Genomic DNA, 13159 nt, shown 5'->3' with positions numbered 1-13159 from the left:
GAGTTACTCGAAGAAGCTCTTCACACGGTCGAACCAGCTCTTGCTCTGCGGGCTGTGACGCGCGCCGCCCTCGGCCAGCGACTTCTCGAACTGCTTGAGCAGGTCGCGCTGGTTGTCGGTCAGCTTCACGGGCGTCTCGACCTGCACGTGCACGTACAGATCGCCCGCGATGCTCGAACGCAGCCCCTTGATGCCCTTGCCGCGCAGCCGGAACGTTTTGCCCGACTGCGTGCCTTCCGGCACCGGGAATGATGCGCGGCCGGCCAGCGTCGGCACCTCGATCTCGCCGCCGAGCGCGGCGGTCGTGAACGGGATCGGCATCTGGCAGTGGAGATCGTCGCCGTCGCGCTCGAACACCGAGTGCGGCTTGATGTGGATCTCGACGTACAGGTCGCCCGGCGGCCCGCCGTTGATGCCCGGCTCGCCGTTGCCGGCCGAGCGGATGCGCATCCCGTCGTCGATCCCGGCCGGGATCTTCACTTCGAGCGTCTTGGTTTCCTTCACCTTGCCCGACCCGTGGCAATGCACGCACGGCTCGGGGATGTAGGTGCCCGTGCCGTGGCACTTCGGGCAGGTCTGCTGGATGCTGAAGAAGCCCTGCGACATGCGCACCGTGCCCTGGCCATGACAGGTCGGGCAGGTTTCCGGCTTCGTGCCGGGCTTCGCACCCGACCCGTGGCAGACCTCGCACGACACCCAGCTCGGCACGCGGATCTGCGTGTCGTAGCCGTGTGCGGCCTGCTCGAGCGTGATTTCCATGCTGTAGCGCAGGTCGGCACCGCGATACACCTGCGGGCCGCCACGGCCGCCGCGCGCGGCGCCGCCCGCGGCCTGGCCGAAGATGTCGCCGAAGATGTCGCCAAACGCATCCGCGAAGCCGCCGAAGCCCTGTGCGCCCGCACCGCCCATGTTCGGATCGACGCCCGCATGGCCGTACTGGTCGTACGCGGCCCGCTTCTGGCTGTCCGAGAGCATTTCGTAGGCTTCCTTCACCTCCTTGAAATGCTCTTCCGCATCCTTGTTGTCCGGATTGCGGTCAGGGTGATACTTCATCGCAAGCTTGCGATATGCCTTCTTGATTTCGTCGTCGCTCGCATTCTTCGCGACGCCCAGAACCTCGTAGTAATCCCGTTTCGCCATATCGATTCACTGTGCCGCCACGCATCGCGCACGCGGCGGCTCCTTTCGCCCGCAGTAAAGTCTCTCGACTCGTCTGGCGCTGCGCCCGTCCGCGGACGGCTCGTGCAGCACCCGCCAAAAAACAAATGTGCCCGGAGGGCCGCAAAGCCCGCCAGGCGTGGAGTCGATCCGGCCATCCGGAAGGAAAGACAGACCGCTTGTCAGCCAGCCCGTCAGCCGCGCCGCGCGCGTGTTGCGCGCGCGGCGTGCGGCACCGGGGCAACCCGGCTTAGTCCTTCTTCACTTCCTTGAACTCGGCGTCGACGACATCGTCGGCAGCCTGTTGCGCGCCGCCCGCGTGGGCCGCACCTTCCGCGGCACCCGCTGCGCCGGCCGCACCCGCTTGCTGGGCCTGCATGTCGGCGTACATCTTTTCGCCGAGCTTCTGCGAAACCTTGCCGAGTTCCTCGACCTTCGCGTCGATCGCAGCCTTGTCGGCCGACGTGTCCTTCAGCACTTCCTCGAGCGACTTCAGCGACGCTTCGATCGCTTCCTTCTCGCCCGCGTCCAGCTTGTCGCCGTACTCGGTCAGCGCCTTCTTCGTGCTGTGGACCAGCGCATCGCCCTGGTTGCGCGAATCGGCCAGCTCGCGCAGCTTGTGATCTTCCGCTGCGTTCGCTTCCGCGTCCTTGATCATCTGGTCGATTTCAGCCTCGGACAGACCCGAGTTCGCCTTGATCGTGATCTTGTTTTCCTTGCCGGTCGCCTTGTCCTTCGCGCCGACGTGCAGGATGCCGTTCGCGTCGATGTCGAAGGTCACTTCGATCTGCGGCACGCCGCGCGGTGCGGGCGGGATGCCTTCGAGGTTGAACTCGCCGAGCAGCTTGTTGCCGGCTGCCATTTCGCGTTCGCCCTGGAACACCTTGATCGTCACGGCGCCCTGGTTGTCGTCCGCCGTCGAATACACTTGCGCGTGCTTCGTCGGAATCGTCGTGTTCTTGCTGATCATCTTCGTCATCACGCCGCCGAGCGTCTCGATGCCGAGCGACAGCGGGGTCACGTCGAGCAGCAGCACGTCCTTGCGGTCGCCCGACAGGACCTGGCCCTGGATCGCCGCGCCAACCGCGACGGCTTCGTCCGGGTTCACGTCACGGCGCGGATCCTTGCCGAAGAACTCCTTCACCTTCTCCATGACCTTCGGCATGCGCGTCTGGCCGCCGACCAGGATCACGTCGTCGATGTCCGACACCTTGACGCCTGCGTCCTTGATCGCGATGCGGCACGGTTCGATCGTGCGCTCGACGAGATCTTCCACCAGCGCCTCCAGCTTCGCGCGGGTGATCTTCAGGTTCAAGTGCTTCGGGCCCGACGCGTCCGCCGTGATGTACGGCAGGTTGATTTCGGTCTGCTGGCTCGACGACAGCTCGATCTTCGCCTTTTCAGCGGCTTCCTTCAGGCGCTGCAGCGCGAGCACGTCCTTCGACAGGTCGACGCCCTGCTCCTTCTTGAACTCGCCGATGATGTAATCGATGATGCGCTGGTCGAAGTCTTCGCCGCCGAGGAACGTGTCGCCGTTGGTCGACAGCACTTCGAACTGCATTTCGCCGTCGACGTCCGCGATTTCGATGATCGACACGTCGAACGTACCGCCGCCGAGGTCATACACGGCGATCTTGCGGTCGCCCTTCTCGGCCTTGTCGAGGCCGAACGCGAGCGCGGCTGCGGTCGGCTCGTTGATGATCCGCTTGACTTCGAGGCCTGCGATGCGGCCGGCATCCTTGGTTGCCTGGCGCTGGCTGTCGTTGAAGTACGCCGGCACCGTGATCACGGCTTCCGTGACCGGCTCGCCGAGGTAGTCTTCGGCCGTCTTCTTCATCTTGCGCAGCACTTCCGCCGAAACCTGCGGCGGCGCGAGCTTTTCGCCGTGCGCTTCGACCCATGCATCGCCGTTGTCGGCCTTGATGATGCTGTAAGGCATCAGGCCGATGTCCTTCTGGACTTCCTTCTCTTCGAAGCGGCGGCCGATCAGGCGCTTCACTGCGAACAGCGTGTTCTTCGGGTTGGTCACCGATTGACGCTTGGCCGGCGCGCCGACGAGCACTTCGTTGTCGTCCATGTAGGCGATGATCGACGGCGTGGTGCGCGTGCCTTCCGAGTTCTCGATGACCTTGACCTGGTTGCCTTCCATGATGGCAACGCACGAGTTCGTGGTGCCGAGGTCAATACCGATGATCTTTCCCATTTTTCCTAATCTCCAGAAATGCTTGTTTGCTGCGCAAAACCCCGCGTTTTGGGGCGGTTTCGCGCGCCAGAATTCAACTCTGTTCCCGAAATGCGTCCGGCCGATCCGTTTTCAAGACCCGCCGAGCGATGCGGATATTAAATTTTTTCAATCGCCGCCGGCTAGGGGATCGCTGCCCGCCGCTGCGATTTTCGCGCGCGCCGCCGACACGGCCGCCTGGAACTGCGCGAGGCCATGCCAGCCCGTCGCGCGGCCGAGCCGCTTGCCGCGGTGGAAGAAGAACCACGTCGGCACACCGTGCAGCCCGAAGCGGCGCCCCAGCTGGTGGTGTTCGTACACGTTGCAATGGAACCACTTCAAGCCCAGCGCGCGGATGGCGTCGGGCTGGGCGAGCATCGCCTTCTTCGCGATCTCGCAGTTGAAGCAGTCGACGCCCCAGAAGAACACCACCGCAAGCGCGTCCCCCGCGCCGTCGATCGCCGCGTCGAACGTGCCGGCGTCCAGCGCCTGCATGTCGAACGCGTCAAATGCGGCCGGATCGACGCCGGCGGGCACCATCGCGACGCCCTTACTTCGGCTGCGCGACGGTGACGAGCGCCGGACGCAGCACGCGGTCGGCGATCGTGTAACCCTTCTGCAGCACCGTGACGACGGTGTTCGGCTCCTGCTCGGCCGGCACCATCGAGATCGCCTGGTGCTGGTGCGGATCGAACTTCTCGCCGACCGGGTTGATCGCGACGACGCGGCCCTTCTCGAGTGCGCTCGTCAGCTGGCGCAGCGTCAGTTCGACGCCTTCGCGCACCTTCGCGATGTCGCCGGACGTATCGTTGACGGCTGCTTCCAGGCTGTCCAGCACGGGCAGCAGGTGCTCCGCGAAGCTCTCGATCGCGAACTTGTGCGCCTTCGAGACGTCGTCCTGCGCGCGGCGGCGGACGTTCTCGGTCTCGGCCTTCGCCCGCAGGTAGCTCTCCTGCAGCTCGGCGACCTTGGCTTGAGCCTCCGCGAGCGCCGCGTCGGCTGCTTCGGCGGCGGGAGCAGCGCCTTGCGCCGCCTGCTTCTCGCTGCCGATATCTTCGGCCGATTGGGTAGACGGGTTCTCTTGCGTGTTTTCCATGTCGCTGAAAGTCGATTAGAGGTTGAAGCCAAATCGGCAACCGCCGGACCGTATACCCGGCGGCACCGCACATTGCTGGTGCAAATAAGGGTGAAAACTGCGATTTCAAGAGGGTTATTCGCCGGCATTCTCCAATGCCGCGAAACAACCGCGCGTCGCACCGGTGCATCGCACGCATAGTCCGCCAAAGCAGGCGAAACGGGCTGTAACAACGCTTACCTGGCAAGTACTAGCTTGGCACAGTCCCGCTGCACTACACTCCACTCAAGCGTCGGAAAAGCGTGTTTACCCTTAGCTGACCGACGCCTTACAACCACCACCACCTGGCGCCGTTTTCACCCCTTCTCGAGGGGAGTACCGTGAAACTGACCTTTGCGATATCGGTGGTCGCGCTGGTACTCATTGCCGGCACCACCACCATCTGCCTGTCGGGAGCCGTGACCGACCGCACGACCGAATACGGGAGCGCGCGGGCGACGTTCGACCAGATGTTCAGCTCCCACCAGAAAATCTGTCGATGATGCGCCGGTCGCGCTTCGTCGGCCGGCCGTGCAATTCGGCCGCCGGCTCGCGATACGTGCGCCGCCGCTCCAGTTCGGCGAGCCGTGCGGCCCGCCCCGCTTCCGTTTCCTCGTAAAGCGTCTGCGCGACGCTCGCCGGCCCGCGCACGTCGCACACGCCGAGTACGGCAATGTGCCAGACGATGCCGTCGATCGCAATTTCGACCTCGTCGCCCACGCGCACTTCCTTCGCCGGCTTGACTGCAGCCCCACCGATCTTCACGTGCCCCTTGTCGACCGCATCGGTTGCAAGCGAGCGCGTCTTGAAGAACCGGGCCGCCCACAGCCATTTGTCGATGCGCAGCTTCGCGCCCGGTTCGGTCGAAATCTTGTAATTCATCGCACCTCACCCACCGTTTCGGGCTGCGCGGCCTTGACCGGCCAGCCCTGCAGATTCTCGGCGACGATCTCGCCGAGCGCGCCGATCCACGCGGGCGCGCCGTTCAGGCACGGAATCCGGTGGAACGCCTTGCCGCCACCGGCGAGGAACTCGTCGCGCACTTCCATGCCGATCTCCTCGATCGTCTCCAGGCAATCGGCCGTGAAACCGGGACAGAACACGTCGGCCCGCTGTACGCCGGCCTCGCCGAACTCGCGCAGCGTCGGCGCGGTATAAGGCTGCAGCCATTCGGCCTTGCCGAAACGCGACTGGAACGTGACGCGGCACTCGGTCGTCGACAACCCGAGCGCGGCCATCAGCAGTGCGCCCGTCTGCTGGCACTGGTCGTGATAGGGATCGCCGAGGTCGAGCGTGCGCTTCGGCACGCCGTGAAAGCTCAGCACGAGCTTGTCGCCGGCCGCGAAGTCCGGCCGGCCGTGCTGCGCCCAATACTGGCGCACCTGCTCGGCCAGCGCGTGGATATAGGCCGGATGGTCGGCGTAGTGCCGTATCGTGCGCACCTCCGGCTGATTGCGCATGCGCGAGAGCGCGTCGAATGCGGCGTCGAATGCGGTGGCCGTGGTCGACGCCGAGTATTGCGGATACATCGGCATCAGCAGCACGCGCTCGACGCCGGCGCGCTTGAACTGCGCGAGCGCGTGCGAAATGTTCGGACTGCCGTAGCGCATCGCGTAGTCGACCTGCACGTGATAACCGTTCGACGCGAGCAGGTGCCGCACGCCGTCGGTCTGGCGCACGGTATGCACGCGCAGCGGCGAGCCCTCGGGCATCCAGACGGCCGCGTATTTCTTCGCGGACGCGCGGCCGCGCAGCGGCAGGATCAGCGTGCGCAGCAGCACTTGCCAGACGGCCTGCGGAATCTCGACGACCCGCGGATCCGACAGGAATTCGGCCAGATAGCGCCGCACGGCACGCGGCGTGGGCGCATCGGGCGTGCCGAGATTGATCAGCAGCACGCCGATGCGATGGGCAGCCGCGATACTCGAAGGCGGCTCAAGATCGAAACGCATGGGCAAGAACGTGCTCGGGGCACGGGACCGGACGGCTCTCAATTATAGCGGGCCGCCTCGCGCCGGTCGGCTGGCCGTTCGGCCGACTGTCGGCGCACGCGGCGCCGCGGCACGATGACGGGGCGGGATCGGGCTGGCGCTCGCAGGCTACTGCTGGCTCAGCGTGAGCGACAGCAGCCGCGCGGTGATGTCGACGATCGGGATCACGCGGTTGTACGCCATGCGGGTCGGGCCGATCACGCCGAGCGTGCCGACGATCTGCCCGTTCACCTCGTAAGGGGCGGTAACGACGCTCATTTCCTCGATCGGCACGAGCGTCGATTCGCCGCCGATGAAGATCTGCACGCCCTGGGCGTGGCTCGACACGTCGAGCAGTTGCAGGAGGCCCGTCTTTTGGTCGAATACGTCGAACAGCTTGCGCAGCCGGGCCATGTCGGACGACAGATCCGCCACCTCGAGCAGGTTGCGCTCGCCGGAAATCAGCACGGTGTCCTCGGTGTCGGGCACCTCGGTGCTGGCCGTCACCGCCGCATGCATCAGCGTGGTCATGTCGCCGCGCAACTGGTCGATCTCGTCGCGCAGGCGACGGCGCACCTCGTCGAACGACAGTCCGGCGAAATGCGCGTTGATGTAGTTGGACGCCTCGGTCAGTTGCGACGGCGAGTAGTCGCGCGGCGTCGCGAGCATCCGGTTCTGCACGTCACCCTCGGGCGTCACGATGATCAGCAGGATGCGCTTGTCCGACAGGCGCATGAACTCGATCTGCTTGAACACGTGGCTGCGGCGTGGCGTCAGCACGACGCCCGCGAACTGCGACAGGTTCGACAGCACGCTCGCGGCGGCCGCCACGACGCGCTGCTGCGGCTCGCCGGCCTGCAGCGTGTTCTGCACCTGCCGCGCGACGGCCTCGGCGTCGATCGGCACCTCGACCGTCAGCATCGTGTCGACGAACAGCCGGTAGCCGCGCGGCGTCGGCACGCGGCCGGCCGACGTGTGCGGGCTCGACACGAGGCCGAGCTCCTCCAGGTCGGACATCACGTTGCGGATTGTCGCCGGGCTCAGCTCGAGCCCGGAGTAACGGGACAACGTGCGCGATCCGACTGGCTGACCGTCGGCGATATACCGTTCGATCAGGGTTTTCAGGAGGGTTCGTGCGCGAGGATCTAGCATGGTGGAAAATTTTAGCGCAACCGCGCGACCGCGGCGAGTGGCGTCGGCCACCGATGCGCGGGCCGACCCGATCCGGCCCCGTCAGCGCACAGCCGGTTCTTTTCGTCAACGAGCTATGGTGTAATGCCGGCATGAAAACCGGTAATCAGTTCAACACTGTCGCGCTCGTCGGCCGGAGCAACACGCCGAACATCGCCGAGCCGCTCGCCACGCTGGCCGCCTGCATCGCCAAGCGAGGCTTCGAGGTCGTCTTCGAAGCCGAGACCGCGCGCGAGATCGGCATCACCGGCTACCCGGCGCTGACCCCGGCCGAAATCGGGGCGCGCGCCGACGTGGCGGTCGTACTGGGCGGCGACGGGACGATGCTCGGCATCGGCCGTCAGCTCGCGCCATACAAGACACCGCTGATCGGGATCAACCACGGGCGGCTCGGCTTCATCACCGATATCGCGGCGGCCGACATGCAGGCCCTCGTCCCGGTGATCCTGTCGGGCAAGTTCGAGCGCGAGGAGCGCTCGCTGCTCGAGGCCCGGATCATGCGCGACGGCGAACCGATCTACCACGCGCTCGCGTTCAACGACGTCGTCGTGAACCGCAGCGGCTTCTCCGGGATGGTCGAGCTGCGCGCGTCGGTCGACGGCCGGTACATGTACAACCAGCGTTCGGACGGCCTGATCGTCGCCACGCCGACCGGCTCGACCGCTTACGCGCTGTCGTCGGCCGGCCCGATCCTCCATCCGCAGCTGCAGGGTATCGTGCTCGTGCCGATCGCGCCGCACGCGCTGTCGAACCGGCCGATCGTGCTGCCCGACGATTCGAAGATCGCGATCCAGATCGTCGGCGGGCGCGACGTCAACGTGAACTTCGACATGCAGTCGTTCACGTCGCTCGAACTGAACGACACGATCGAGGTGCGCCGCTCGAAGCACACGGTGCCGTTCCTGCACCCGATCGGCTACAGCTACTACGCGACGCTGCGCAAGAAGCTGCACTGGAACGAACACGCCTCGAACGAAGACGACAAGGCGTCCTGACGCCGCTCCGCCCGACACCATGCTCCGCCACCTCTCGATCCGCGACTTCGTCATCGTCGCCGCGCTCGATCTCGAATTCGACAGCGGCTTTTCCGTCTTTTCCGGTGAAACCGGCGCCGGGAAATCGATCCTGATCGACGCCCTCGCCCTCGCGCTCGGCGAACGTGCCGACGCGAGCGTCGTGCGCACCGGCTGCGGCCGCGCCGACATCACCGCCGAATTCACGCCGCACGACCGCGTCGCGCGCTGGCTCGACGAACACGCGTTCGACACCGAGGACACCGTGATGCTGCGCCGCGTGATCGACGCGAACGGCCGGTCGCGCGCGTTCATCAACGGCACCAGCGCGACGCTCGCGCAGCTGCGCGAACTCGGCGAAATGCTCGTCGACATCCACGGCCAGCATGCGCACCAGCTGCTGATGCGGCCCGACGCGCAGCGCGAGCTGTTCGACACGCACGCGGGGCTCGTCGCCGATGCGGCGAACGTCGCGCGCGCGTGGCGCGTGTGGCGCGACGCGACGCAGGCGATCGAGGCCGCGAAGGCGCACGAGCGGGAGCTGCAGCTCGAACGCGAAAAGCTCGCGTGGCAGCTCGCCGAGCTCGACAAGCTCGCGCCGCAGCCCGGCGAATGGGACGAAGTCAGCAACGAGCACAAGCGCCTGTCGCATTCGGCGAACCTGATCGACGGCGTGCGCGGCGCACTCAACGCGTTGTCCGAGGCCGACGACGCGATGCTCGCGCAGCTCGGCGCGATCGTGTCGAAGCTGCGCAGCCTGGCCGACTACGACACCGCGCTCGGCGACGCGCTCGCGTCGCTCGAACCGGCCGAGATCCAGCTGCAGGAAGCCGTCTACTCGCTGTCGCACTATGCGCAGCGCGTCGATCTCGATCCCGAGCGGCTCGCGCAGGTCGAAACGCGCCTCGATGCGCTGCACTCGACCGCCCGCAAGTTCCGGTTGCCGCCCGACACGCTGCACGAAGAACACGCGGCACGCCGCGCGCAGCTCGCCGCGCTCGACGCGGCTGCCGATCTCGGTGCGCTCGAGGCGACGCAGGCCAAGGCGCGGGAAGCCTACCTCGCCGATGCAGGGCATCTGTCGAAGGCGCGCGCGCAGGCCGCCAAGGCGCTCGGCACGGCCGTCACGGCCGGCATGCAGGAACTGTCGATGGCGGGCGGAAGCTTCGAAGTCGCGCTCGTCCCGCTCGCCGACGGCGGCCCGCACGGGCTCGAGCAGGTCGAATTCCGGGTCGCCGGCCACCCCGGCGTGCCGCTGCGGCCGCTCGCGAAGGTCGCGTCGGGCGGCGAACTCGCGCGGATCAGCCTCGCGCTCGCGGTGATCGCAAGCGCGGCGAGCCCGACGCCGACGCTGATCTTCGACGAAGTCGATACGGGGATCGGCGGCGGCGTCGCCGAAGTGGTCGGCCGCCTGCTGCACCAGCTCGGGCGCGATCGTCAGGTGCTGTGCGTGACGCACCTGCCGCAGGTCGCCGCGCGCGGCGACCACCACTTCCAGGTCGCGAAGGGCGCCGACGAGCGCGGCGGCACGGTGTCGACGGTCGTCGCGCTCGACCGCGCCAACCGGATCGAGGAAGTCGCGCGGATGCTCGGCGGGCTCGAGATCACAGCCACGACGCGCAAGCACGCGAAGGAAATGCTGGCGGCCTGACGCGGGCACCGCGTCGGCCGAATGCAAAAAGACCGGCGCATGCGCCGGTCTTTTTTTACCGCACGGCCGCTCGCCCGATCGCACCCGCCCTGCTCCACGAATTCGAACACCCGATTCGAACGTCCGATTCGAACGCCCGACTCAAACGCCCGTTTCAGCCGTCCCGAACACGCGCGCCCACAGCGCCGTCACGGCTGCGCGCTCGTCGGCCACCACGGCCGGATCGACCCGCGCCTTCTCCATCCCGTCGAGCCGCAGCTTGTGCTGCAGCTTCCGGTACTTCCGGTAGGCCGCGCCGACGCGCTCGGCCTCGTCCTCGCCCATCAGCCCGAAGCGCGCGACCTCGCGCAGCAGCGCGATGTTGCCCGTGTTGCGGATCAGCTCGGCGTCGCTCGACGCGTGCAGCAGCACCCAGTACTGGACGATGAATTCGATGTCGACCATCCCGCCGCGATCGTGCTTCAGGTCGAACAGGTCGGTCTGGTTCGGATGGCCGGCAAACACCTTGCCGCGCATGTCGACGATCTCCTTCGCGAGCACGCCGCCGTCGCGCGGCGTCGTCAGCACCTGCTGGCGGATCGCCTCGAAGTCCGCGCCGATCTGCGCGTCGCCCGCGCTGTAGCGGGCACGCGTCAGCGCCTGGTGCTCCCACACCCACGCGGTGTTCGCGGCGTCGCCCTCGCGCAGCTGGTAGCGGCGGAACGCATCGAGATCGGTGACGAGCAGCCCGGCCTCGCCGTTCGGCCGCAGCCGCAGGTCGATGTCGAACAGCGCGCCGGCCCCGGTCGCCGTGGTGAGCCACGTGATGAGCCGCCGCGTGAAGGTCGTGTAGACGTCCGCCGAGCGCTCGTCCGCGTCGTCGTACAGGAAGATCAGGTCGAGATCGGATGCGTAGCCGAGCTCCTTGCCGCCCAGCTTGCCGTACGCGATCACCGCGAACTTCGGCACGTCGCGATGGCGCTTCGCGAGCTGGGACCAGACGACTTCGATCGTCACGTCGAGCACGGCGTCGGCCAGCTCGGACAGCCGGTCGCTCACGTGCTCGACCGACAGCTGCCCGGCCAGGTCGATCAGCAGGATCCGGAACACCTCCGCGTGCTGCGCGTGCCGCAGCAGGTCCATCTGCTGCTCGGGGCCGTCGGCCGCCGCGAGGCGCGCACACAGCGCGTCCTTGAACGCAGGCCAGTCGAACGGGCTCGCGATCGCCTCGTCGTCGAGCAGCTCGTCGAGCAGTTGCGGGTGGCGAATCAGGTATCCGCCGCCCCAGCGCGTCGCGCCGAGCACCGACAGCACGCGGTCGAGCGCGGCCGGATACTCGGTCAGCAGCGCGAGATAGACGCCGCGCCGGCTGACCGTCTCGAGCAGGTCGAACAGGCGCACGATCGTGTCGTCGCGGCGTGCGGCGTCGATGTTCGGCGCGGCCTCGAGCGCCCGCTGCGCGACGCTGTCGAAGCGCTGCCGGCTCTTTTCCGGCAGGCCCATGTAGCGCGTCGATTGCCAGATCGCACGCAGCCGAGCGAGCACGGCGGCCGGATCGGCGAAGCCGAGGCCGTCGAGGCGCGCGACCAGCGCATCGTCCTCGCCGTCGTCGCCCAACGCGCCGCTCCAGATCCATGCGGCGGCCGTGTCGTCACCCGCCGCGCAAGGGCCGCCGCCCTTCACCTTGTCCGCGAAGATCTGGTCGAACTGCGCCTCGACGAAGTTCCGGTGCTCATCCAGCACCGTCATCAGCGCCGCGTAGTCGGCAAAGCCGAGCGATGCAGCCAGCGCCGCGCGTTCGTCGGACTCGACCGGCATCGCGTGCGTCTGCGCGTCGTTGCGGTACTGCAGCCGGTGTTCGAGCGTGCGCAGGAAGTTGTAAGCATCGGCCAGGCGCGCGCACACGTCCTCGCCGATCAGCCCGCGCGCCTGCGCATGGCGCAGCACCGCGAGCGTCGGCCGCACGCGGAATTCCGCATCCTGGCCGCCCCGGATCAGCTGGAATACCTGCGCGCTGAACTCGATCTCGCGGATCCCGCCGCGCCCGAGCTTGATGTCGTCGGACTTGTCGGGCCGCATCGACGCGCGGCGCGCGGCTTCCTGCCGGATCTGCTGGTGCAGCGAGCGGATCGCGCCGATCACGCCGAAATCGAGATAGCGGCGATACACGAACGGCTTGACGATCGACTCGAGCTGCGACTCCAGCCGTCGCGCCGCGTCGCTGTCGCCTTCCGACACGAGCCGCCCCTTGATCCACGCATAGCGCTCCCACTCGCGCCCCTGCACGTAGAAATATTCCTCGAGCATGCCGAGGCTGCAGACGAGCGGCCCCGAATCGCCGTTCGGACGCAGCCGCATGTCGACGCGAAACACGTAGCCGTCGGCCGTGACCTCGGACAGCACGCCGATCAGGCGCCGGCCGAGCCGCGTGAAGTATTCCTGCGTGGACAGCGGCGAACGCGCGCCGCCGGTCGTTTCGCCGTCGTCCTCGTAGACGAAGATCAGGTCGATGTCCGACGATACGTTCAGCTCGCGGCCGCCGAGCTTGCCCATCCCGACCACGCCGAGCACGACGCGCTGGCCGTCGGCGCCGCGCGGCTCGCCGTATAGCGCCTCGAGTTCAACCGACAGCAGCGCGAGCGAACGCTGCACGGCCACTTCGGCGAGATCGGTCATCGCGCCCGTGACCTCGGCGACGTCCGCCAGCCCGCGCAGGTCGCGTTCCGCGACCGCGCCGAACGCCTCGACACGCAACTGCCGCAGCGCGCGCTTCAGTTGCTCCTCGGTCGGCGCGGCCGTGCCGGCCGGCGTCGCCAGCAGCTCGGTGAGGCGCGCGTCGAGCTGCACGCGGCCGAGCGGCGC

Annotated in this window: 11 protein-coding genes; 3 read left to right on the top strand and 8 right to left on the bottom strand. The window is 67.3% G+C overall.

All coding sequences use genetic code 11. The features are described from left to right. Nucleotides 1-3 precede the first annotated feature (3 nt). The 4 genes from dnaJ to grpE all read right to left on the bottom strand — a co-directional run bounded on the left by dnaJ (nt 4) and on the right by grpE (nt 4475). Complete coding sequence (gene dnaJ / locus DPV74_RS20235; RefSeq protein ID WP_021162212.1) at nt 4-1140, bottom strand: molecular chaperone DnaJ; 1137 nt, start codon at nt 1138-1140, stop codon at nt 4-6. A gap of 268 nt (nt 1141-1408) precedes the next feature. After that, nucleotides 1409-3361, bottom strand: a complete 1953-nt coding sequence (gene dnaK, locus DPV74_RS20230; RefSeq protein WP_021162213.1) for a molecular chaperone DnaK — start codon at nt 3359-3361, stop codon at nt 1409-1411. Nucleotides 3362-3508: 147 nt separating this feature from the next. Continuing rightward, entirely contained in the window at nt 3509-3919 is a 411-nt protein-coding gene (locus tag DPV74_RS20225; protein WP_059528987.1) for a thioredoxin family protein, read from the bottom strand. A 10-nt stretch (nt 3920-3929) separates the two neighbouring features. Continuing rightward, the gene (gene grpE, locus DPV74_RS20220) at nt 3930-4475 is read right to left on the bottom strand and encodes a nucleotide exchange factor GrpE (RefSeq protein WP_027788315.1); all 546 of its coding nucleotides are present in this window, start codon (nt 4473-4475) and stop codon (nt 3930-3932) included. 359 nt (nt 4476-4834) lie between these two features. On the opposite strand from grpE, the gene DPV74_RS20215 reads away from it, so the two are divergent. Beyond that, nucleotides 4835-4996: a hypothetical protein gene (locus tag DPV74_RS20215; protein WP_006476841.1), complete on the top strand. Its 162-nt coding sequence runs from the start codon at nt 4835-4837 to the stop codon at nt 4994-4996. On the opposite strand, the gene DPV74_RS20210 is transcribed toward DPV74_RS20215, so the two are convergent. From DPV74_RS20210 to hrcA, 3 genes are all read right to left on the bottom strand, one after another. Beyond that, nucleotides 4968-5375, bottom strand: coding sequence for an RNA-binding S4 domain-containing protein (locus DPV74_RS20210; protein WP_021162216.1), 408 nt, complete (start codon nt 5373-5375; stop codon nt 4968-4970). The genes DPV74_RS20215 and DPV74_RS20210 overlap by 29 nt on opposite strands. Beyond that, nucleotides 5372-6445: a ferrochelatase gene (gene hemH / locus DPV74_RS20205; protein ID WP_119337840.1), complete on the bottom strand. Its 1074-nt coding sequence runs from the start codon at nt 6443-6445 to the stop codon at nt 5372-5374. The genes DPV74_RS20210 and hemH overlap by 4 nt, the downstream gene beginning before the upstream one ends. Before the next feature lie 147 nt (nt 6446-6592). Then, on the bottom strand, nt 6593-7615 hold the full coding sequence (hrcA, locus tag DPV74_RS20200) for a heat-inducible transcriptional repressor HrcA (protein ID WP_021162218.1): 1023 nt from the start codon (nt 7613-7615) through the stop codon (nt 6593-6595). A 131-nt stretch (nt 7616-7746) separates the two neighbouring features. Here hrcA and DPV74_RS20195 point away from each other — a divergent pair, with 131 nt between their 5' ends. Together DPV74_RS20195 and recN are read left to right on the top strand one after the other, a co-directional pair. Beyond that, nucleotides 7747-8649, top strand: a complete 903-nt coding sequence (locus DPV74_RS20195) for an NAD kinase (protein ID WP_027788318.1) — start codon at nt 7747-7749, stop codon at nt 8647-8649. 19 nt (nt 8650-8668) lie between these two features. Further along, nucleotides 8669-10318 (top strand): DNA repair protein RecN, encoded by a 1650-nt coding sequence (recN, locus tag DPV74_RS20190; RefSeq protein WP_059698824.1) that lies wholly within the window; start codon nt 8669-8671, stop codon nt 10316-10318. 141 nt (nt 10319-10459) lie between these two features. Here the strand turns inward: recN and glnE are convergent. Then, a partial coding sequence (gene glnE / locus DPV74_RS20185; RefSeq protein ID WP_240440000.1) for a bifunctional [glutamate--ammonia ligase]-adenylyl-L-tyrosine phosphorylase/[glutamate--ammonia-ligase] adenylyltransferase occupies nt 10460-13159 on the bottom strand: 2700 nt, incomplete at its 5' end.

The organism is Burkholderia sp. HAN2018 (assembly GCF_024704855.1).
Classification (GTDB): domain Bacteria; phylum Pseudomonadota; class Gammaproteobacteria; order Burkholderiales; family Burkholderiaceae; genus Burkholderia; species Burkholderia cepacia.
The sequence above is the reverse complement of the archived record's forward strand: the minus strand, read 5'-3'. Positions and strand labels throughout refer to the sequence as shown.